This window comes from Amycolatopsis halotolerans (assembly GCF_042647905.1).
GTDB classification, from domain to species: Bacteria; Actinomycetota; Actinomycetes; order Mycobacteriales; family Pseudonocardiaceae; genus Amycolatopsis; species Amycolatopsis halotolerans.
On record NZ_JBHRWI010000079.1, the window covers coordinates 28127 to 47116 of the forward strand.

Consider the following 18990-nt stretch of genomic DNA (forward strand, 5'->3'; position numbering starts at 1 on the left):
TCAACGGTCAGAAGAACGTACCGCACCACACCGATTCGCGCGTGCCGAAGAGAACGTCGGCGGCCTCGGGAGCGGCCGGGTCGAACACCTCGATCCGGCCGGTGGCGGCGAGCGCCGACGCGCGCCACGTCCCGAAGTAGAGCATCGCGAGCGTGTCCGCGGAGAGCCGCAGCGCCGGTTCCGCGTCCGTGCGCGAGGCGCCGTCCGGTCCGACGACATAGCGGCCGTCGTTGCCCGGCAGCGACCGGTCGAACACCTCGAGGACGACGGGTTCGGCCGGACCGTAGGTGCGGGCGGCGAGCGCGGCCCGCACGTCGACCAGCCGGAGCCAGCATTCGTCGTCGGTGCTTTCGGTTTTCGCCATCCGGGGGTCGGCGAACAGCAGCGCGTGCGGTTCGTCGAGCGGGCGCATCGCGAGGACGATCTCGTCGACCAGGTCGACCGACAGCAGGAACCGCCACAGTCCGGCGAACGCGGCCGGGTTGGCGTAGTGGAACGCCATCACGTTCAGCTTGGCGTGCTCGTTGGCGTCTTCCTCGACGTAGTAGGTCAGGAAGCCGTCGTCGCCGTCCGGGCCGCGGTGCACGGCGGTCTGGAGCAGTTTCGCTCGGCGGCGCAGCGATGCCTCGTATCCCGGCCAGTAGACCTCGGACCGGGTCATCGCACCGACGCGGCCCGTCGCGGTCGCGGCGTACAGTTCCGGCCATTTCGGGGCGGCCTCGTCGACGCCGAGGACGGTGACCTCTCCCCCGGCCGGCACGTCCAGGCGCAACTGCGCGCGGTGCCGGTCGACCACGACCCGCTTCGCGAGGGTCGCGACTCCGTAGCCGTAACGGCCGTAGATCGCGCCTTCCGACGCGTACAGCAGCGAAAGCGCGACGCCTCGTTCGGCGAAGTCCGCCAGCTGCGCGGCCTGCAGCGCACTGAGCACGCCGCGCCGGGTGCGTCCGGCTCGGACGCCGACGCCGGTGACCGCGGCCAGCGGGAGCCGCGCGCCGCCGGGAACGACCATTTCCGCCGCGAAGGACCGGGCGGTGCCGACCAGGTCCGGTTCGAAGACGCCCCAGCTGCGTTCGGCCTCGTAGGCCTTGGAGACGCGGTCCCAGTCCTCGTCGGTGCCGGGCTGGACGTGCAGCGCGGCCCGGAACAGGTCCCAGGCCCCGCGCTGCTCGTCGGGACGGAGGATGCGGACGGTGCGGTCGCTCATGCCCCGATCATCGCCGGGGCGGCCCCGAGATCGCCACTGAATTGAATGGCGTCACTTGGCGGCGGGCGGCGAGACCTCGTAGTTGCCGTCGGTGCCCTTGACGGTGATCGGCACCTGCTGAGGTTTGCCGTTGATGGTGGCGGTGCATTCGAATTTCGCGCCGTCCTCCACCTTCTGCTCGGCCGGGCAGGTGACTCCGCTGACGCCCTGGATCTTGTAGGTGTCGGTGAGCATCTTCGCGACGTCGGTCTGCATCTGGTTGTTGTTGAAGACCTGGGTCTTGAAGAAGCCGGGCGCGACGAAGCCGAGGATCGCGACGACGGCCACCACGACGACAAGCGCGCCGATCCCGATGAACAGGCCCTTCTTCGACCCGCCCGAGGATTCCGGCGCGGCCCCGCCGGGCTGGCCGTAGTCGTACTGGCCGGGCTGCTGGCCGCCGTACTGCTGCTGCGGCTCGCCGTACTGCTGCTGGCCGTAGGGCTGTTGCGGCTGCTGCCCGTACGGCGGCGGCTGCTGGCCCCACTGGGGCTGCTGGGGCTGCTGCTGTTGGGGGTAGCCGCCCGGCTGCTGCCCGTACTGGGGGTCTTGACCGTAGGGCTGCTGCCCGTACTGCTGGGACGGGTACGGCTGCTGCTGCGGCCCGCTCTGCGGGTACGCGCCGCCCGGCTGCTGCCCGTACTGCGGGTCCTGGCCGTAGGGCTGTTGCCCGTACTGGGGCTGCTGCCGCGGGTCGTTGCCGCCATACGGCGTGCTCATCGTTGGCCTCCGCCTTCGTGTGTCCGCACCCGCGGGCCGGGCCGGGGGTGTCGTGCGCGATCCAACCACAGGTCTGGACCTGGCACACGTGTCCGCGCGCAGTCGCTACTAAGGTGTGCCCTCGCGGTCATGCCGCGCCCGCGGCCACGACGCCGCGGCGCAGCGCGCGGACCGCTTGTGCCGCCGCCGAACCGACCGGGTCCTCCTTGCCGAGGACGTCGCGGACCTGGTCGAGCAGGTCGATGACCTGGCGGCACCAGCGGACGAAGTCGCCCGCGGAGAGTTCCTGCCCGTTGGTCTCGGCCGCGGTGAGGACCTTCTCCAGGGATTCGCCGCGCGCCCAGCGGTAGACCGGCCACGCGAAGCCGGCGTCGGGTTCGCGGGTGCGGTCGAGGCGGTGGCGGCGTTCGTCCTCGGTGAGTTCGACCCACAGCCTGCTGGTTTCCTGCCACGCGCCGGGGACCGCGCCGCCGGGCAGCCGGGGTTCGCCCGCGGTGTCGCGGCGGGCCTCGAACACGAGCGTGGACACGACGGCGGCGAGTTCGGCCGGGCCGAGGCCGGTCCACACGCCGTGCCGGATGCACTCGGCGGCGAGCAGGTCGGATTCGCTGTAGAGGCGGGTGAGGCGGCGGCCGTGTTCGGTGACGCGGTCCTCGCCGTCGCCGGGGCGGACGTAGCCGCGTTCGCCGAGCAGCCGCAGGATCCGGTCGAACGCGCGGGCCAGGGAGTGCGTGGTGGCCGCGACTTTCCGTTCGAGCTGTTCGGTTTCGGCGGAGAGCCGCTGGTAGCGCTCGACCCAGCGGAGGTTGGCCTCGCGTTCGGCGAGGCCGTGGCACGGGTGGGCGCGCAGGGCGCGGCGCAGCGAGGCGAGTTCGGCGTCGTCGGCGGCCGCGGTGCGGCGGCGCTGGCGTCCGGGCAGGGCGATGCCGGCGTTGCGCAGCGACGAGGCGATGTCGCGGCGGGTCTTGGGCGAGCGCAGTTCGATGTGCTTGGGCAGCTTGATCCGGCCGAGCGCTTCGACCGGGGCCGGGAAGTCGGCGACCGACAGCGGCCCGGACCAGCGGTCCTCGGTGACGACGACCGGCCGCGGTTCGCGGATCGGGTCGAGGCCGGGGTCGACGACCACGGCGAGCCCGGCGCGGCGGCCGGCCGGGACCGGGATGACGTCGCCCTTGCGCAGCTTCTCCAGCGATTGCGCGGTTTCGGCGCGGCGGGAGGAGGTGTTCTGCCGCGACAAGGTCTTCTCGCGGGCGGAGATCTGCGCGCGGAGCTCGACGTACTCGAGCATCTGCTCGAAGTCGCCGGAGATCGCGTCGGTGTAGCCCTTGAGGGCTTCCTTGTTGCGTTCGATCCGCCGCGCGGTGCCGACGACCGACCGGTCGGCCTGGAACTGCGCGAAGGACTGTTCCAGCAGGTCGCGGGCCGCGTCCGCGCCGACCTGGGCGACCAGGTTGACCGCCATGTTGTAGCCGGGGCGGAACGAGGAGCGCAGCGGGTACGTGCGGGTGGAGGCGAGGCCGGCGACGGCCTTCGGGTCGACGCCGGGCTGCCAGGAGACGACGGCGTGGCCTTCGACGTCGATGCCGCGGCGGCCGGCGCGGCCGGTGAGCTGGGTGTATTCGCCCGGGGTGAGGTCGACGTGCGCCTCGCCGTTGTATTTCACGAGCCGTTCGAGCACGACGGTGCGGGCGGGCATGTTGATGCCGAGCGCGAGGGTTTCGGTCGCGAACACGACCTTGACCAGGCCGCGCACGAACAGTTCCTCGACGGTTTCCTTGAACGCGGGCAGCAGCCCGGCGTGGTGGCCCGCGAAGCCGCGTTCGAGCGCCTCGCGCCATTCCCAGTAGCCGAGGACGCCGAGGTCGCCCTCGGGCAGTTCGGCGGTGCGGGCGTCGACGATCCGGCGGATCTCCTCGACCTGTTCGGGGCCGTTGAGCCGCAGGCCGGAGCGGACGCACTGGGCTACGGCGGCGTCGCAGCCGGCGCGGGAGAAGATGAACACGATCGCGGGCAGCAGCCCGGCGTGGTCGAGCCGTTCGGTCACGTCGACCCGGGACGGGGGCCGGAACCTGGGCCCGCGCGGCGGGGCTCCGCGGCGGCCGCCACGAGGCCCGCGGAAGTTCGGCGCGAACCGGCCCATGTCGTCGGTTTTGCGCAGCAGCGTGGGGTTGATCCGCAGCTGCTCCCCCGGGTCGGCCTCGTTCTGGCCGGCGAACAGGTCGAGCAGCTGGTTGCCGACGAGCATGTGCTGCCACAGCGGGACCGGGCGGTGCTCGTCGACGACGACGGTGGTGTCGCCGCGGACCTCGACGAGCCATTCGCCGAATTCCTCGGCGTTGCTGACGGTGGCGGACAGGCCGACGACGCGGACGTGGTCGGGCAGGTGGAGGATCACTTCCTCCCAGACCGCGCCGCGGAAGCGGTCGGCGAGGTAGTGGACCTCGTCCATGACGACGTAGCCGAGTTCGGGGATCGAGGAGCTGCCCGCGTAGAGCATGTTGCGCAGCACCTCGGTGGTCATGACGACCACCTGGGCGTTGCCGTTGATCGAGGTGTCGCCGGTGAGCAGGCCGACGGCGTCGTTGCCGTAGCGCTCGACGAGGTCGGCGTACTTCTGGTTCGACAGCGCCTTGATCGGCGTGGTGTAGAAGCATTTGCGGCCCTCGGCGAGGGCGAGGTGGACGGCGAACTCGCCGACCACGGTCTTGCCGGCTCCGGTGGGGGCGCAGACCAGGACGCCGTGGCCCTCCTCGAGCGCTTCGCAGCCGCGGATCTGGAAATCGTCGAATTCGAAGGCCGATTCGGCGGAAAACCGGGTCAGCTGGGGGTGCTTGGCGCGGCGACGGGAGGCAGCGTAGGCCTCGGCCGGCGATGGTGAAGGGCTAGTGGCCACCCGGTCAGGGTTTCATATGCCACCGACATTCCGCACGCGGCGTGCGCGAACGCCCTCGTGAGCGGCGATGCCGGTTCTCACCGGCTTAGGCACTCACGAGGCGCTGTCGCTGTGCGGATTCAGGTTGCGCGCGGTCTTGCGCGCCCCAATGCCACATTGGGTGCGCTCAACGCACCGAACGCCACATTGGGTGCGTCGGATGCACCCAATGTGGCATTGGGGCGCTCGCCGCCGCAGGCAGCCGGCACGCGGCGTGCCGCCGGTCACGGCGCGGGGGCGACGACCGTGAGCGCGGAGGGCACGCAGACCGCTTCGACCGGCGTCTGGCCTTGGTCTTCGCCGTCGGCGTAGACGGGCCAGCCGGGTGCTTCGACGCGGAGGGTGCGGGTGCGGAAGGTTTCGACGCTGGGCTTGTGCACGTGTTCGCCGGTGCGCAGGTGCGGCAGCATCCGCAGCAGGCGGGCGCGGCCGGGGGCTCCGATGACGGTGACGTCGAAGAGCCCGTCGTCGGGGGTGGCGTCGGGGCAGATCGGGATGCCGCCGCCGTAGTACGGGGTGTTGCCGACGGCGATGAGGCTGGTCTCGCCGGAGAGGACGCCGTGGTCGGTGTGCACGACGATCGGGCTGGGCCGGAACGCGGCGAGTTCGGCGAGGATGGCCAGGTCGTAGCGGCGGGGGCCGGCGGGCCAGCGCATCGCGTTCGCGCGGGCGTTGACGGCGGCGTCGAATCCGGCGCAGAGCACGGTGGAGAACCACGTGTCGCCGGCTCGGCCGAGGTCGACGCGGCGGCGGTGCCCGGCTTGCAGCGCTCTCGCGAGGGCGTCGGTGGCGGCGCGCGGGTCGGCGGGGATGCCGAGAGCGCGGGCGAAGTCGTTGCCGGTGCCGGAGGGGACGAGGCCGAGCGCGACGCCGTGGTCGGCGCAGAACTGGACGCCTTGGTGGGCCGCGCCGTCGCCGCCGAGGACGATGAGCACGTCGAGGCCTTCGGCGTGCGAGGACCGCATGAGCGCGCGGGATTCCTCGACGCTGGTGGCGGTGAGGAGGTCGAGCCGGTCGACGGCGGGCCGGAGCCGCGCCGCGACCGCTTCGGCGACGCGGGCGGCCGCGCCGCGCCCGGAGGCCGGGTGCACGGCCAGTGCTGCGTTCAGGCCCACGGTCAGGTGATGTCGTCGGTCGAGCCGGAGCTCGAGCGGCCGGTCGACGGGCTCTGCGCGGTGGGTTCTTCGCCGTCGGCGGTGCTCGGCGTGTAGGTGAACGGCGCGGCCTCGTCGTCGGCGAGCTGGTCCCAGCCCTCGTCGTGGCGGCCGCGGTCGAGCTTGCGGTCGTGGAAGCGGGCGATCTGGATCGACAGCTCGAACAGCAGGGTGAGCGCGCCGGCGAGGCCGAGCATCGAGAACGGGTCCGAGCCGGGGGTGGCGAACGCGGCGAACACGAACAGCGCGAACACGAGGCCGCGGCGCCACCGCTTGAGCTGCTGGTACTTGAGCACGCCGACGCGGTTGAGCATCACGACGAGCAGCGGGAGCTCGAAACTGACGCCGAAGATCACCAGCAGCGACAGGATGAAGGAGATGTACTTGTCCGCGGTGAGCGCGGTGACGAACTGGTCCTGGCCGAAGCCGGCGAGCAGCGCCAGCGCGTGCGGGACGAGCAGGTAGGCCAGCACCGCGCCGGCGGCGAAGAGCACCGAGGCGAAGCTGACGAAGATCATCGCGTACCGGCGCTCTTTGGCGTAAAGGCCGGGGGCGATGAACGCCCAGATCTGGTAGAGCCAGGCGGGCGAGAGCAGGACCGCGCCCGCCGCGACGCCGACCTTGAGGCGGATCATGAACGCTTCGAACGGAACGGTCTGCAGCAGGCGGCAGCCGGGCTGGTCGCCGGCGAAGCGCTGCGAGGCCGGGATGGCGCAGTACGGATGCGTCATGATGTCGCCCAGCGACGGGATCGGGCCGAGCCGCTGCTCGAACCAGATGAACCCGAAGATCGCGCCGACGACGATGAAAACGACCGCCCAGCCGAGGCGGCGGCGGAACTCGTAGATGTGCTCGATGAGCGTCATCGTGCCGTCGGGGTTCTTCCGGCGGCTGCGCCGGGTCCGCTTGCTGGACCGGCTTCCGTTGCCGTTGGCGGCTTCCGCCACTGGTCGTTCCGTTCTCGTCAGAGCCCGCCACGGCGCGCCGGACCGGCGCGCCGCCGTGGACCGGGGACCGGGTGGTGCGCGCGGAGGGTCAGCTCGCGTTCTTCTGCGGCTGGTCGGCCGGGGCGGCCGCCTGCTGCTTCTTCAGTTCGTCGAGCTGGCGCTGGAGGTCGGCGACCTGCTTGTCCTGCGCGGTCTGCGCGGGCGCGGGAGCGGCGATGTGCCGGGTGTCGGCGGATTCGGCCTCGGCTTCGGCCTTCTGCTCGCCGGTCAGGTCCTTGGTCTCGGCCTTGAAGATCTTCATGGACTTGCCGATGGACCGGGCCGCGTCCGGGAGCCGCTTCGCTCCGAACAGCAGAACCACCACGAGCACCAGAACGATGATGTGCCACGGCTGCAGCGCGTTCATGGTCGTCTGCCCTCCTTGTCTGGGGTCTGTGCTGATGTTACTTGTTGCCGGCCGCCGGGCGGCGTTCGGCCACGGCCACACGGAGTGCCGCGGACCGGGCCCGGATGAGTCCGGTCCGGTCGTGGGTGTCCGCACTTACCATGCTCATGGTGCGGCGGAAGCGGCGCAAGACTCCGGCGGTCCGTACCAGCAGCAGGGCCAGGACGAGCAGGCCGGCCGCGAGCAGCACATAGACGGGCAGGTACGGCACCAAACCACCTTATCGGTCGGAGATGGACGCGAGATGACGGGCACGCGCCACGGCGTCGGCCGCTCGGCGACCGACTGCCTCGGCGAGTGTGGCGGGGCTCTCCACCTGGGCTTCCCCGCCGAGGCTGAGCACGAGCCGGACCATCCAGGGCTCGTCGCTGTAGCGCATGGCGATGCGCAGCCGTCCGCCGTCGAGTTCGTCGAGTTCCTCGCAGGGGTAGTACTCGGCGACCCAGCGGGCGTCGGGGTCCAGGACGAGATGGGCGACCCGCTGATCGGGACGGGCGGAGAAGACGCCGTCGGACAGGTCGGTGGGCCGCGCGTGGGCGGGCGGAGCTGCGGGTTCGTCCAATACGGTGAGCGCGTCCACCCGGTCGAGGCGGAACAACCGGACGCCTTCGACGCGCCGGCACCACGCTTCGAGGTAGCCGACGCCTTGGACGATGACGAGCCGCATCGGGTCGACGGTGCGTTCGGTGATCTGGTCGCGCGAGGCGGTGTAGTAGCGCATCCGCAGCGCGCGGCCTTCCTGCAGCGCGCCGGCGACGGTCTCGCGGGTGCGGGCGGCGCGGGCTCCTTCGCGCACGCCTCCCCCGACGACGACTCCGGCCGGGCGGGCTTGTCCGGCGGCGTCCTCGATTTTGGCGATGGCGCGGCGGACCGCGTCGCCGTCGGCCACGCCCGGGGTTTCGGCGAGCGCGCGCAGCGCGACCAGCATCGCGGTGGCCTCGCCGCCGGTGAGGCGCAGCGGGCGGCTCATCCCGGCGTCGTGGGTGACGACGATGGTGTCGCCTTCGAAGGACAGGTCGATGAGGTCGCCGGGCCCGTAGCCGGGCAGGCCGCACATCCAGAGCAGTTCGAGGTCTTTGCGCAGCTGGCGCGGGGTGACGTCGAAGTCCTGGGCGGCCTCGTCGATCCGGATGCCGGGGCGGGCCAGCAGGTAGGGCACGAGCGCGAGCAGTCTCGGCATGCGTTCGCCGGAAGCGCTCATCGCACGCTCCCCTGCTCCACGCGGGCGAGCACGGCCTCGTGCCGGTGCTGCACGGACTTGGCCAGCACGTCCGGTTCGAGCACGAGCACGTCCGGCCCCTGCGCCGCGATCCAGTCGGCGGCAGATTCCGGGAAGTACAGCCCGATCTCGATCACGTCGCCTTCCTCGCCCGCGACGATCTCGCGCCCCACCACGTCCCCGCGACGGCGCACCCCCGCGGCCCGCCCGTCCGCGATCCACAACCGGGCAGTCGTCACGGGAGCAGGATCCTCACTGCCGCCCGTCACCGACACCAACTGCATCAAATTGACGCCCTCGGGCCTGGCGACCGCGCCAGGTTTCCCGATCGCGACAACCTTCCCGGTCACCCGCGAAAGCCGAAAACATCGGGTCGCGTCGCGATCCCGGTCATGCCCCACGACATACCAACGAGCCCGCCAGGACACGACGCCCCAGGGCTCGAGCGTGCGAATCCGCCGCTCCGGCGACCCGCTGCGCCGATACTCGAACCGAACCGCCTGCCCGGCCTGGACGGCAGCCAACATGGGCGCGAACGCCGGCTCCGCCCGCACCCGAGGCTCGATCACCGTCGGCGCCTGGTCGTCGACCTCGACCCCGGCCGCCCGCAGCTTCACCAGCGCACCCTGCGCCTGCCCGGTCAGCTCCGGCGAGTCCCAAAGCCGAACCGCGAGCCCCACCGCCGCGGCTTCGTCCGGCGCGAGATCGATCTCGCCGAGCTCGTAGTCGCGACGAGCGATCCGATACCCCTCGACCGGGTCGAATACGGAGTTGCGCCCGGTCTCGAGCGGAATCCCCAGCTCGCGCAACTCGGTCTTGTCCCGCTCGAACGTGCGAAAAAAGGCGTCGTCACTGGCCGCCTCGGCGTACCCCGGAACGATCCCGCGGATCCGCTCCGCGGTGAGGTACTGCCGGGTGGAGAGCAGGGCCAGCACAAGGTTGACCAGCCGTTCGGCGCGTGCGGTGGACACCAGACGACTCTAGCTCTCCCCGCTGCCGGCCATCGCGAGGTCTGCCCCGCGCGCGTCGCGCCTGGTCAGCCCGGGTGGCGCGAACGGCCCCTCCGCTCCCGCCCCGTCACCCACCGCCGTTCCAGCGGACTCACACCCCGGATCGGGTTCCCCCTCACGAAACCAACTTCGCCACCCGCCCCTTGACCCCGCTGGCCCAACACGCGCCGAACCACGTGCAATCAACGGTGTCAAAACTGCCCGTGTCGAACGAGACCCAATGCCGTCCCCCGTCGCGGCTCAGATCGCTCCCACCAGGTCCCACGGCGAGCACCGTCCCACCACGCCAAGCAAGCCCGGACCGATACCCAGCAGGATGCTCCGGCGGCGTACGCCAGCTGCGCCCACTGTCGCGGCTCACCGCGACCGCCGGTCCAGGCGCAGTCGGATTGGCGTAGTCCCCGCCAATCGCAACCCCTTGCCACGGCGTACGAAACGCAACCGCGAACACCCCAGCCGACGCACTGCTGGGCAACGGCGTGACAGACGCAGCCCAGTGCCGCCCGCCATCACCAGAGTGCAAAACGCGCGCGTGCGGCCCACCGCCAGTAGCAAGCCACGCATCAAACGGCCCAGACGTAGCGATGCACTGCCCACTCGCGGCAAACCCGGCTTCTCCGGCCTCCGCGGGCGGAAACGCGTCGTCCGGAACCTGCCGCCAACTGCGCCCGCCGTCAAAGGTCGCCTGCACCCGGAACTTCCCGTTGACCGGATCGCTCATCGCAAGCCCGCGCCAGGGATCAAAGAAGGCCAGACAGTCATAGAACGCCGCGGAATCAGGATTGCTGAACGTCTGCCGCCAGTTCTTCCCGCCGTCGTCAGTCCGGTAGACCCGGGAATCCGCCCCCGGCCCGATCGACAGCACGACGGCATGGTCAGCATCAAAGGCCTCGATGTCACGAAACTCAAGCTTGCCGGTGGCAGGCGGACCCGCTGAAGTCCAGTTGCGACCGCCGTCAACAGTCCGCAACACAGTGCCCTGAGTCCCGCTGACCCAAGCGACCCGTTCACTGACCGCGGACAACCCGCGAAACTGCGCCGTCGTGCCCGTAGGCAAAACCCGCCACGACGGCAGGGAGGATGCCGCAGCAACCCCGCCAAAAGCCACCGACAGCACCGCTATGAGAACAAGACCCGCCCGAAACCCGCGCATGCGCAGATCCTGCCGCACGCCCCCGACAACTTTCGTCGGTTCTCTCCCCCGCAACAACGTTTCCTGCTTGGAGCTCCGGCGCTTATCCGCTCGCTTGAGTGCCACGCGGGATCGCGTCGGCGTCTGGAGGGCAGTGCGCCCGGCCCCCAGGCCGGGTGTACTGCCCTCCAGACGCCGACTCAAAGGCGATCACGCACGCGACGGCGGAGCCGGCGCCAAATTACAGCGACCCGATGAGCCGCTCCACCCGCTCATCCACAGACCTAAACGGGTCCTTGCACAACACAGTCCTCTGCGCCTGGTCATTCAACTTCAAATGCACCCAGTCCACCGTAAAGTCCCGCCCAGCAGCCTGCGCAGCCGCAATAAAGTCCCCGCGCAGTTTCGCCCGAGTAGTCTGCGGCGGAGTATCCTTCGCAGCCTCGATCTCCCCGTCATCAGTAACCCGCCGCACCAGCCCCTTCCGCTGCAGCAGATCGAAAATCCCCCGCCCACGCCGAATGTCGTGATAGGCGAGATCCAACTGAGCCACCCGCGGACTGGACAAATCCAGATCATGCTTGGCCCGATACCGCTCCACCAGCCGATGCTTGATCGCCCAGTCGATCTCGGTATCGATCTTGCTGAAGTCCTGCTCCTCCACAGCCTCCAGCGCCCGCCCCCACAACTCCACAACCCGCTCATTGGCAGGAGTAGACCCGTTCTCCTTCAAATGCTGCACAGCCCGAGCGTGATACTCCCGCTGAATATCCAGCGCCGAAGCCTCCCGCCCGCCGGCCAGCCGAACCTGCCGACGACCGGTGAGGTCATGGCTGATCTCCCGAATCGCCCGAATCGGATTGTCCAGCGTGAAGTCCCGGAACTGCACCCCGGCCTCGATCATCTCGAGCACCAGGTGCGCCGAGCCGACCTTCAGCATCGTCGTCGGCTCGGCCATGTTGGAGTCGCCGACGATGACGTGCAGGCGCCGGTAGCGCTCGGCGTCGGCGTGGGGTTCGTCGCGGGTGTTGATGATGGGCCGGGACCGGGTGGTGGCGCTGGAGACGCCTTCCCAGATGTGCTCGGCGCGCTGGGAGAGGCAGTACACCGCGCCGCGCGGGGTCTGCAGGACCTTGCCCGCGCCGCAGATGAGCTGGCGGGTGACGAGGAAGGGCAGCAGGACGTCGGCGATCCGGGAGAATTCGCCTGCCCGGGTGACCAGGTAGTTCTCGTGGCAGCCGTAGGAGTTGCCCGCGGAGTCGGTGTTGTTCTTGAACAGGAAGATGTCGCCGCCGATGCCCTCGTCGGCGAGCCTGCGCTCGGCGTCCACGAGGAGGTCCTCGAGGATCCGCTCGCCGGCTTTGTCGTGCGTGACGAGCTGGGTCAGGTCGTCGCATTCGGCCGTCGCGTATTCAGGGTGCGAGCCCACGTCGAGGTAGAGCCTGGAGCCGTTGGACAGGAACACGTTGGACGAGCGTCCCCACGAGACGACCCGCCGGAAGAGATAGCGCGCGACCTCGTCGGGCGAGAGCCTGCGCTGGCCGTGAAAGGTGCACGTGACCCCGAACTCGGTCTCGATGCCAAAGATCCGCCGCTGCATCCCACCAGAGTAGGCGCTGGACCCCCGCGGAAGGTGCGCCGTTCGGGCGGCGACACGCGGTCGGTACGTTGCAAGTGGTGACAATGCGGCGGAAACCGGTCGCCGGGGCCGGTGGCGGGCCCGGCCCGGCCAGCGGAGGTGGACGAGAGTGTTCCAGCAGGTCGGCCGGGCGTTCCGGCAGGTGGGGCGGCGGGATCGGGCGCTGATGCGGCGCAGTGCGGCACTGCGGCGCACGCGCGCCGACGACGTGGTGACCGCGTTGTCCCGAAGTGCGGACAAATCGCGGCTCTGGTGGGGCGTGGCGGCCGTGCTGGCGGTGCGGAAGGGCCCGGCGCGGCGGGGCGCGCTGCGCGGGATCGCCGCCATCGCGGGGGCGAGCGCCGCGGCGAACCTGGTCGCGAAGCCGTTGTTCCCGCGCCGCCGTCCGGCCGAGGAAGAGGTTCCCGCGCACCGTCAGCTGCGGAAACGGCCGACCTCGTCGTCGTTCCCGTCCGGGCATTCGGCTTCGGCGGCCGCGTTCGCGACCGCGGTGGCGATGGAGTCGCCCCGCGCCGGGCTCGCGCTTTTCCCGCTCGCCGGGGCGGTCGCGTACTCGCGGGTCCACACCGGGGTGCACTGGCCGAGCGACGTCGCGGCGGGGCTGGCGATCGGGACCGGGGGCGCGGTGCTGACCCGGCATTGGTGGCCGCTGCACCCGGACGCGCGCGCCCGCACCGCCCATTCGGCGCAGGCCCCGGAGATGCGCGACGGCGAGGACATGCTGGCGCTGGTGAACCCGCATTCGGGCGTCAACGGCCAGGACCCGACCGAGGACGTCCGCTACGCCTGGCCGAAGGCGTCGCTGATCTATCCGGACCCGTCGCGGGATCTGCGCGAGCAGCTCGCCGCCGAGATCGAAGCGCACGGTTCGGTCCGCGCGCTCGGCGTGGCGGGCGGGGACGGCACGGTCGCGGCGGTGGCGTCGGTCGCGGCCGAACGCGGGCTGCCGCTGGCGCTGATCCCGGCCGGGACGCTCAACCACTTCGCCCGCGACATCGGGGTCCGTTCGATGCCGGACGCGGACGAGGCGACCGAGGGCGGGCACGCGGTCGGCATCGACCTGGCCGAGGTCGAGATCGACGGGACCGGCGAGCCCGAGCACCGCTGGTTCGTCAACACCGCCAGCCTCGGCGGGTACCCGGAAATGGTGCGGCTGCGGGAGAAGCTGCAGTCCCGGTTCCCGAAGTGGCCGTCCGCGGCGATCGCGCTGGTGCGCGTCATGCGGCACGCGAAACCGCTGCGGGTCCAGCTGAACGGGAAGCCGACGCAGGTGTGGCTGATCTTCGTCGGCAACGGCACGTACGCGCCGAAGGGGTTCGCGCCGTCGCGGCGCCCGGCGCTCGACACCGGCCTGCTCGACGTCCGGTACGTGCGGGCGGACGTGCGCTGGTCGCGGCTGCGGTTCGTGCTCGCGAGCCTCACCAACAGCCTGCACGCGAGCCGCGTCTACCGGCAGCGGGACCTGCCGGAGCTGCACGTCCGGCTGCTCGACGGGAACCGCCGGGTCGCCACCGACGGCGAGGTCGGGCCGCTCGGGCGGGAGTTCCGGTTCCGGTCGCGGCCGAGCGCGCTGACCGTCTACCGCAACCCGGACAGCGCTTCTTGACGGCCGTCCTGCCCCGAGGTCCCATGCCAGGGAACTTGAGCGCGAGGACCACCGTCCGTGAGGGGAACCCTGAGGGACTCTGAGTCCCTCAGGGTTCCCCTCACGGACGTCTGGCCTGCCCTAAGGTCCCTCCGGACGCGGTCGGCCGGGCACCGAGTTCTTCGCCACTGCGTGCCCGGCACTCCCGGCTCTGACCTGCGCGCTTACCCTCCGCTCGCCGTCGCCGCAACTATTCTTGACCATTCCTTTACCTTCTCTCAACGAATCCACAGCGAGCCGTCCCTAGCGTGATCTTCGAGGTGCGGACAGTCGTGTCCGCACCAGTTCACGGCAGGGGTCTACTCAGTGCGTCTTTCCACCCGCGGTCCGAGCTGCCCGTCCGCGGCAGGCCGCGGATGACGCGGCTGCTCCCGCAGGCTGTCGACCCGGTCCTGCCCCCGTCGGTCACCTCCCAGGCGAGGGACCTCGGGCCGCTCGAATCCCCGTTGGTGTGGCTCGCGTTCGCCGGGGCCGCCGCCGCGGTCCTCGCCGTCACCATCGCGCTCGCGCATCGCCGCCGCGCGCGCCGCTGGGGCATCAGCGGCGCGATCGCGCTGTTCCTGCTCGCCGCGATCACCGCGGTGAACAGCTACGTCGGCTACGTCCGCACGCCCAGCGACCTCGGCAGGCTGCTGCAGCGCGGTTCCGGCGCGATGAACGTCGCGGGCACCCTGCTGCGCAGCACCAGCGACGATCCGGCCGAGGACTCGGATCCCAGCACCGCGAGCAGCTCCACCGGCGGGAACAGCGGCAGCTCCCCCACCGCCGCCCGCCCGGCGGCTCCGTCCAACGCCAACGGCAGCACCGAGGTGCTGAACGTGCCCGACCCGGCGCACGGCGTCGCGAACGGCGAGAACTACGTGATCCTCCCGGCCGGCTACCACGACCCGGCGAACGCGGCCAAGCGCTACCCGGTCGTCTACCTGATCCACGGCTACCCCTACGGCGGGCCGCGCGACTGGCTCACGTCCGGCTCCGCGCCGCAGACGCTGCAGAGCCTCGAGGACGCGCACGTGATCCAGCCGATGATCATCGTGAGCGTCGACCTCACCGCCAACCGGCCGAGCACCGACTGGGAATGCCTGAACGTCCCGGGCGGGCCGCAGCTGGAGACGTATCTCGCCAGCAGCATCGTGCCGTCGGTCGACCAGCACTACCGCACGTTCCCCGACCGCGGCCACCGCGCGCTCGGCGGCATGTCCGGCGGCGGCTTCGGCGCGCTGAACATCGGGCTGCACCACCTCGACGAGTTCGGCACGCTGCTGATCTCGCTGCCGTACGACGACCTGAACGACTCCGTCGGCGTCCTCGGCGGCAACCAGGCCGCGATCGCGGCGAACACCCCGCGCCGCTACATCCCGACGATGCCGTTCCCGCAGAAGCTCGCCGTGATGCTGACCGTCGGCACCGGCGCGCCGACCGACGTCGCGACCGCGCACCGCATCGCCGGGTCGCTGCAGCGGCGCGGCCAGGAGGTCGTGGTGCACGCCGAACGCGGGTTCAACCACACCTGGCACACCGCCCGCGCGACGCTTCCCTACATGCTCGCTTTCGCCGATCAGAACTTCCGCAGCGCTCCTGCTTCCTCCTGAGCGGATTTCCCGGAAATATCTTCCGGGGCCCTGTCCATCCGGGCGGGCGCCGTTCGTGGTGAGGTCAGTGCGGCACCACGGCCGCGCTGACCGACGAAGGAGCCCGACCATGAAGTACCTGCTGCTGATTCACGCTTCCGCGGCCACCGAGCAGGGCGGGGCCGCCGGCTGCGAGCCCGCCGACTGGATGGCCTACGACAAGGAAGTCCGGGACGCGGGGGTGTTCGTCAGCGGGGAGTCGCTCGCCGACCTCGTGACCGCGACCAAGGTGCGGGTCGGCGCGGACGGCGAGCGTTCGATCACCACCGACGGCCCGTTCGCCGAAACCCGCGAGCTGCTCGGCGGGTTCTACGTGCTGGACGTGCCGGACCTCGACGCGGCGCTCGACTGGGCGGCCCGCTGCCCCGGTTCCCGCGACGGTTCGGTCGTGGTGCGCCCGATCGCCGATTTCGATGCCTGACGCGCGAGCGTCCGTGGCGGCCGTGTTCCGCGAGGAGCACGGCCGCCTGCTCGGCGCGCTCGTCCGCCGCTTCGGCGATCTCGACCTCGCCGAGGAGGTCGCCGCCGAAGCAGTGGAGGCCGCGCTGGTGCGCTGGCCGGTGGACGGCGTCCCGCCGAAGCCCGGCGCGTGGCTGATGACGACCGCGCGCCGCAAGGCCGTCGACCGGCTCCGCCGGGACCAGGCGTACGCGGCGAAACTCGCTGTCCTGCAAGCGGAATCCGAACGCAGCGATCCTCCCCCGCTGCCCGGGGCCGACGGCGACCTGCCCGACGACCGGCTCCAGCTGTTCTTCACCTGCGCGCATCCCGCGCTGGCCGCGGAGGACCGGCTCGCGCTCACGCTGCGCTGCCTGGCCGGGCTCACGACACCCGAGGTGGCGCGGGCGTTCCTCGTGCCGACCGCGACGATGGCGAAGCGGATCGTGCGGGCCAAGAACCGGATCCGCGACCACCGCATCCCGTTCCGCGTCCCAGCCGGCGACGAGCTGCGCTCCCGCCTCCCGGGCGTGCTGCAAGTGCTGTATTCGCTGTTCACCGAGGGCTACGCGGCCAGCTCCGGCCCGGACATCCAGCGTCCGGACCTGGCCGAGGAAGCCATCCGGCTGGCGCGGATCCTGCACCGCCTCCTGCCCGCCGAACGCGAAATCACCGGACTGCTCGCGCTTCTGCTTCTCGTCCACGCGCGCCGCGCCGCCCGCACCGGGCCGGACGGCGAGTTCGTCTTGCTGGAAGACCAGGACCGGACGTCCTGGGACGCAGCGCTGATCGACGAGGGCTGCGCGCTGGTGCCGGTCGCGCTCACGGGAGGGCCTCCCGGGCCGTACGGGGTGCAGTCGGCGATCGCCGCGCTCCACGCCGAAGCACCGGATGTCGCGAGCACCGATTGGCCGCAGATCGTTGCGCTGTACGACATCCTGCTGACGCTCACGCCGACTCCGGTCGTCGCGCTCAACCGCGCGGCCGCAGTGGCGATGCGCGACGGACCCGAAGCCGGGCTGAAACTCCTCGACGGCTTGGCCGACGAGCCTCGGCTGCAGGGCTACCACCCGTACGCTGCGGCTCGCGGAGACCTGCTGCACCGACTCGGCCGTGACGACGAAGCAGCGGCGGCGTACCGGGAAGCGTTGGAGAGCGCGGGAACCGAGCCGGAGCGCGCCCATCTGCGTCAGCGGCTCGACGCTCTCTGACTTGGTGCCCACCGGCTGAGCACCGGGTCGACGAGCGTCGTCAACGGTCCCGACAGTGTTTGCCCGTGCTGCCGGAACAAGTCGTCGCGCGAATCGAAACGCCCCAGGTCCACCAGGACCGTCGCGGAGAGGTCGCATGCTCCGCCGACGTCGCAGGTGATCCCGTCCCAGTCGATCGCGGTGCGGGACACGGCGTCGAACAGGGTTTCCCCGCTGTCATTGGAGAATCCCGGACTCGCCGCCAGCTCGGTCAACGGCCCGAACAACTCGCCGACCGGAACCCAGGCGTCCGCGATCCGGAACTCCGGCCACGCCACCACGACCCGCGACGGCACCAGGAACTTCAGCAGGGGAAACCGCGGATACCAGAACCGGCCGTCCACGACTAGACCCCGCACTCGCGTCGGAATCCCTTGCGCCCGCGCGACTCCTTCGAGAATCGCCAGACGCTGACTGCACGAACCTCGCCCGCGCCGCAAGGTCCGCGAGACCGGCTGTCGCTCCTGCACCGCGTACACCGGCCGCACCGACCTGGCGATAATCCGGTGCGCGGCCCGCAATCCGGCAAGCTGGTTCTCGGATGCGGTCTGCCGCACCAGGGACCGCACGAGCGGATCGCGCCAGTCGAGAATCGCCGTCGGAACCACGCCGCCCCCGGCGGAACTGTCCCCGGCGGCACGACGACGCCACCACGGGGTCACCAGCGCACACGTCACCACGCCAGTATTCCGGAAAACGACTGTGGGCCGCCGACATTCGCCGGCGGCCCACAGTGCGTTACGTCATTCCTTCTCGCCCGAGTCCTTCTCTGCGCCCTTGTCGGAATCGCCTTCGCCGGAGTCGTCCGGCTTCTCGGCAGGCTCCTCCTTCGCCGGCAACAACGCCTCCAGCGCCGCCCCGGACAACCGCCGGAACGCCCGCCGCGGCTTCGCCCGGTCCAGCACCGCGACCTCGAGCTTGATCTCCGTCTCGGCCGCCGGACCGTTGCCGTTCGACGTCGCGGTCGCCCGCAACCCCTCGATCGCCGACGCCAGCGCCGTCCGCAGATCGTGCTCCGGATCCACCACGTCCTTCAGCTTCGCACTGATCGTGTCCGTCTGGCCGCCCATCACCACGAACGGCGACTCGTCGAAAATCCCGCCGTCGAACGTCAATCGGTACAACTGGTCCTCGGCCGCGGTCGCCCCGACCTCCGCCAGGCAGACCTCCACCTCGAACGGCTTCAGCTGCTCGGTGAAAATGCTGCCCAGCGTCGCCGCGTACGCGTTCGCCAGCGCCCGCGCGCTCACATCCCGCCGGTCGTACTGGTAGCCCTTCAGATCCGCGTGCCGGATCCCCGCCACCCGCAGATTCTCGAACTCCGAGAACCGGCCCACCGCGGCGAACCCGATCCGGTCATAGATCTCCGCCACCTTGTGCAAGGTCGCCGAAGTGTTCTCCGCGACGAACAGCACCCCGCCGGAATACTTCAGCACCACCACGCTCCGGCCCCGCGCGATCCCCTTGCGCGCCAGCTCGGAACGCTCCCGCATCAGCTGCTCGGGAGAGGCATACAACGGCATCGTCACGGTGTCGGCTCCACGTTCTCCGAAAACTCGGCAGTCATTGATTCAGCGGACAT

Annotated in this window: 17 protein-coding genes; 4 read left to right on the plus strand and 13 right to left on the minus strand. The window is 70.9% G+C overall.

Annotation, left to right across the window (positions count from 1 at the left end):
* Positions 1-7 precede the first annotated feature (7 nt).
* From ACFORO_RS45270 to pafA, 11 genes are all read right to left on the minus strand, one after another.
* The gene (locus ACFORO_RS45270) at positions 8-1207 is read right to left on the minus strand and encodes a GNAT family N-acetyltransferase (protein ID WP_377873574.1); all 1200 of its coding nucleotides are present in this window, start codon (positions 1205-1207) and stop codon (positions 8-10) included.
* A gap of 51 nt (positions 1208-1258) precedes the next feature.
* Positions 1259-1966 carry a DUF4333 domain-containing protein gene (locus ACFORO_RS45275; protein WP_354749174.1) on the minus strand — a complete coding sequence of 236 codons (708 nt, stop codon included), beginning with the start codon at positions 1964-1966 and terminating at the stop codon, positions 1259-1261.
* 127 nt (positions 1967-2093) lie between these two features.
* Positions 2094-4859, minus strand: a complete 2766-nt coding sequence (locus tag ACFORO_RS45280; RefSeq protein ID WP_377896777.1) for a DEAD/DEAH box helicase — start codon at positions 4857-4859, stop codon at positions 2094-2096.
* Positions 4860-5122: 263 nt separating this feature from the next.
* Positions 5123-6013 carry a diacylglycerol/lipid kinase family protein gene (locus tag ACFORO_RS45285; protein ID WP_377873572.1) on the minus strand — a complete coding sequence of 297 codons (891 nt, stop codon included), beginning with the start codon at positions 6011-6013 and terminating at the stop codon, positions 5123-5125.
* A gap of 2 nt (positions 6014-6015) precedes the next feature.
* On the minus strand, positions 6016-6999 hold the full coding sequence (gene tatC, locus ACFORO_RS45290; protein WP_377873571.1) for a twin-arginine translocase subunit TatC: 984 nt from the start codon (positions 6997-6999) through the stop codon (positions 6016-6018).
* A gap of 88 nt (positions 7000-7087) precedes the next feature.
* Positions 7088-7405, minus strand: coding sequence for a Sec-independent protein translocase subunit TatA (gene tatA, locus ACFORO_RS45295; protein ID WP_344274211.1), 318 nt, complete (start codon positions 7403-7405; stop codon positions 7088-7090).
* 37 nt (positions 7406-7442) lie between these two features.
* On the minus strand, positions 7443-7655 hold the full coding sequence (locus tag ACFORO_RS45300; protein ID WP_344274208.1) for a bacteriophage holin: 213 nt from the start codon (positions 7653-7655) through the stop codon (positions 7443-7445).
* Positions 7656-7664: 9 nt separating this feature from the next.
* Positions 7665-8645 (minus strand): helix-turn-helix transcriptional regulator, encoded by a 981-nt coding sequence (locus ACFORO_RS45305; RefSeq protein ID WP_354749165.1) that lies wholly within the window; start codon positions 8643-8645, stop codon positions 7665-7667.
* On the minus strand, positions 8642-9634 hold the full coding sequence (locus ACFORO_RS45310; protein ID WP_354749163.1) for a helix-turn-helix transcriptional regulator: 993 nt from the start codon (positions 9632-9634) through the stop codon (positions 8642-8644). The genes ACFORO_RS45305 and ACFORO_RS45310 overlap by 4 nt, the downstream gene beginning before the upstream one ends.
* 154 nt (positions 9635-9788) lie before the next feature.
* Positions 9789-10826: a WD40/YVTN/BNR-like repeat-containing protein gene (locus ACFORO_RS45315; protein WP_377873597.1), complete on the minus strand. Its 1038-nt coding sequence runs from the start codon at positions 10824-10826 to the stop codon at positions 9789-9791.
* A gap of 220 nt (positions 10827-11046) precedes the next feature.
* Positions 11047-12405 carry a Pup--protein ligase gene (gene pafA / locus ACFORO_RS45320; RefSeq protein ID WP_037806466.1) on the minus strand — a complete coding sequence of 453 codons (1359 nt, stop codon included), beginning with the start codon at positions 12403-12405 and terminating at the stop codon, positions 11047-11049.
* A 205-nt stretch (positions 12406-12610) separates the two neighbouring features.
* Here pafA and ACFORO_RS45325 point away from each other — a divergent pair, with 205 nt between their 5' ends.
* From ACFORO_RS45325 to ACFORO_RS45340, 4 genes are all read left to right on the plus strand, one after another.
* Positions 12611-14050, plus strand: coding sequence for a bifunctional phosphatase PAP2/diacylglycerol kinase family protein (locus tag ACFORO_RS45325; RefSeq protein ID WP_377873596.1), 1440 nt, complete (start codon positions 12611-12613; stop codon positions 14048-14050).
* Between the two features lie 395 nt (positions 14051-14445).
* Complete coding sequence (locus tag ACFORO_RS45330) at positions 14446-15681, plus strand: alpha/beta hydrolase (protein WP_377873570.1); 1236 nt, start codon at positions 14446-14448, stop codon at positions 15679-15681.
* Between the two features lie 109 nt (positions 15682-15790).
* Complete coding sequence (locus tag ACFORO_RS45335) at positions 15791-16141, plus strand: YciI family protein (RefSeq protein ID WP_116204978.1); 351 nt, start codon at positions 15791-15793, stop codon at positions 16139-16141.
* Positions 16134-17369 (plus strand): RNA polymerase sigma factor, encoded by a 1236-nt coding sequence (locus tag ACFORO_RS45340; protein WP_377873569.1) that lies wholly within the window; start codon positions 16134-16136, stop codon positions 17367-17369. The genes ACFORO_RS45335 and ACFORO_RS45340 overlap by 8 nt, the downstream gene beginning before the upstream one ends.
* Here the strand turns inward: ACFORO_RS45340 and ACFORO_RS45345 are convergent.
* On the minus strand, positions 17348-18085 hold the full coding sequence (locus ACFORO_RS45345) for a transglutaminase domain-containing protein (protein WP_377873568.1): 738 nt from the start codon (positions 18083-18085) through the stop codon (positions 17348-17350). The two genes, ACFORO_RS45340 and ACFORO_RS45345, sit on opposite strands and share 22 nt — an antisense overlap.
* 66 nt (positions 18086-18151) lie before the next feature.
* Positions 18152-18937, minus strand: a complete 786-nt coding sequence (gene prcA / locus ACFORO_RS45350) for a proteasome subunit alpha (protein ID WP_377873567.1) — start codon at positions 18935-18937, stop codon at positions 18152-18154.
* Between the last annotated feature and the right edge of the window lie 53 nt (positions 18938-18990).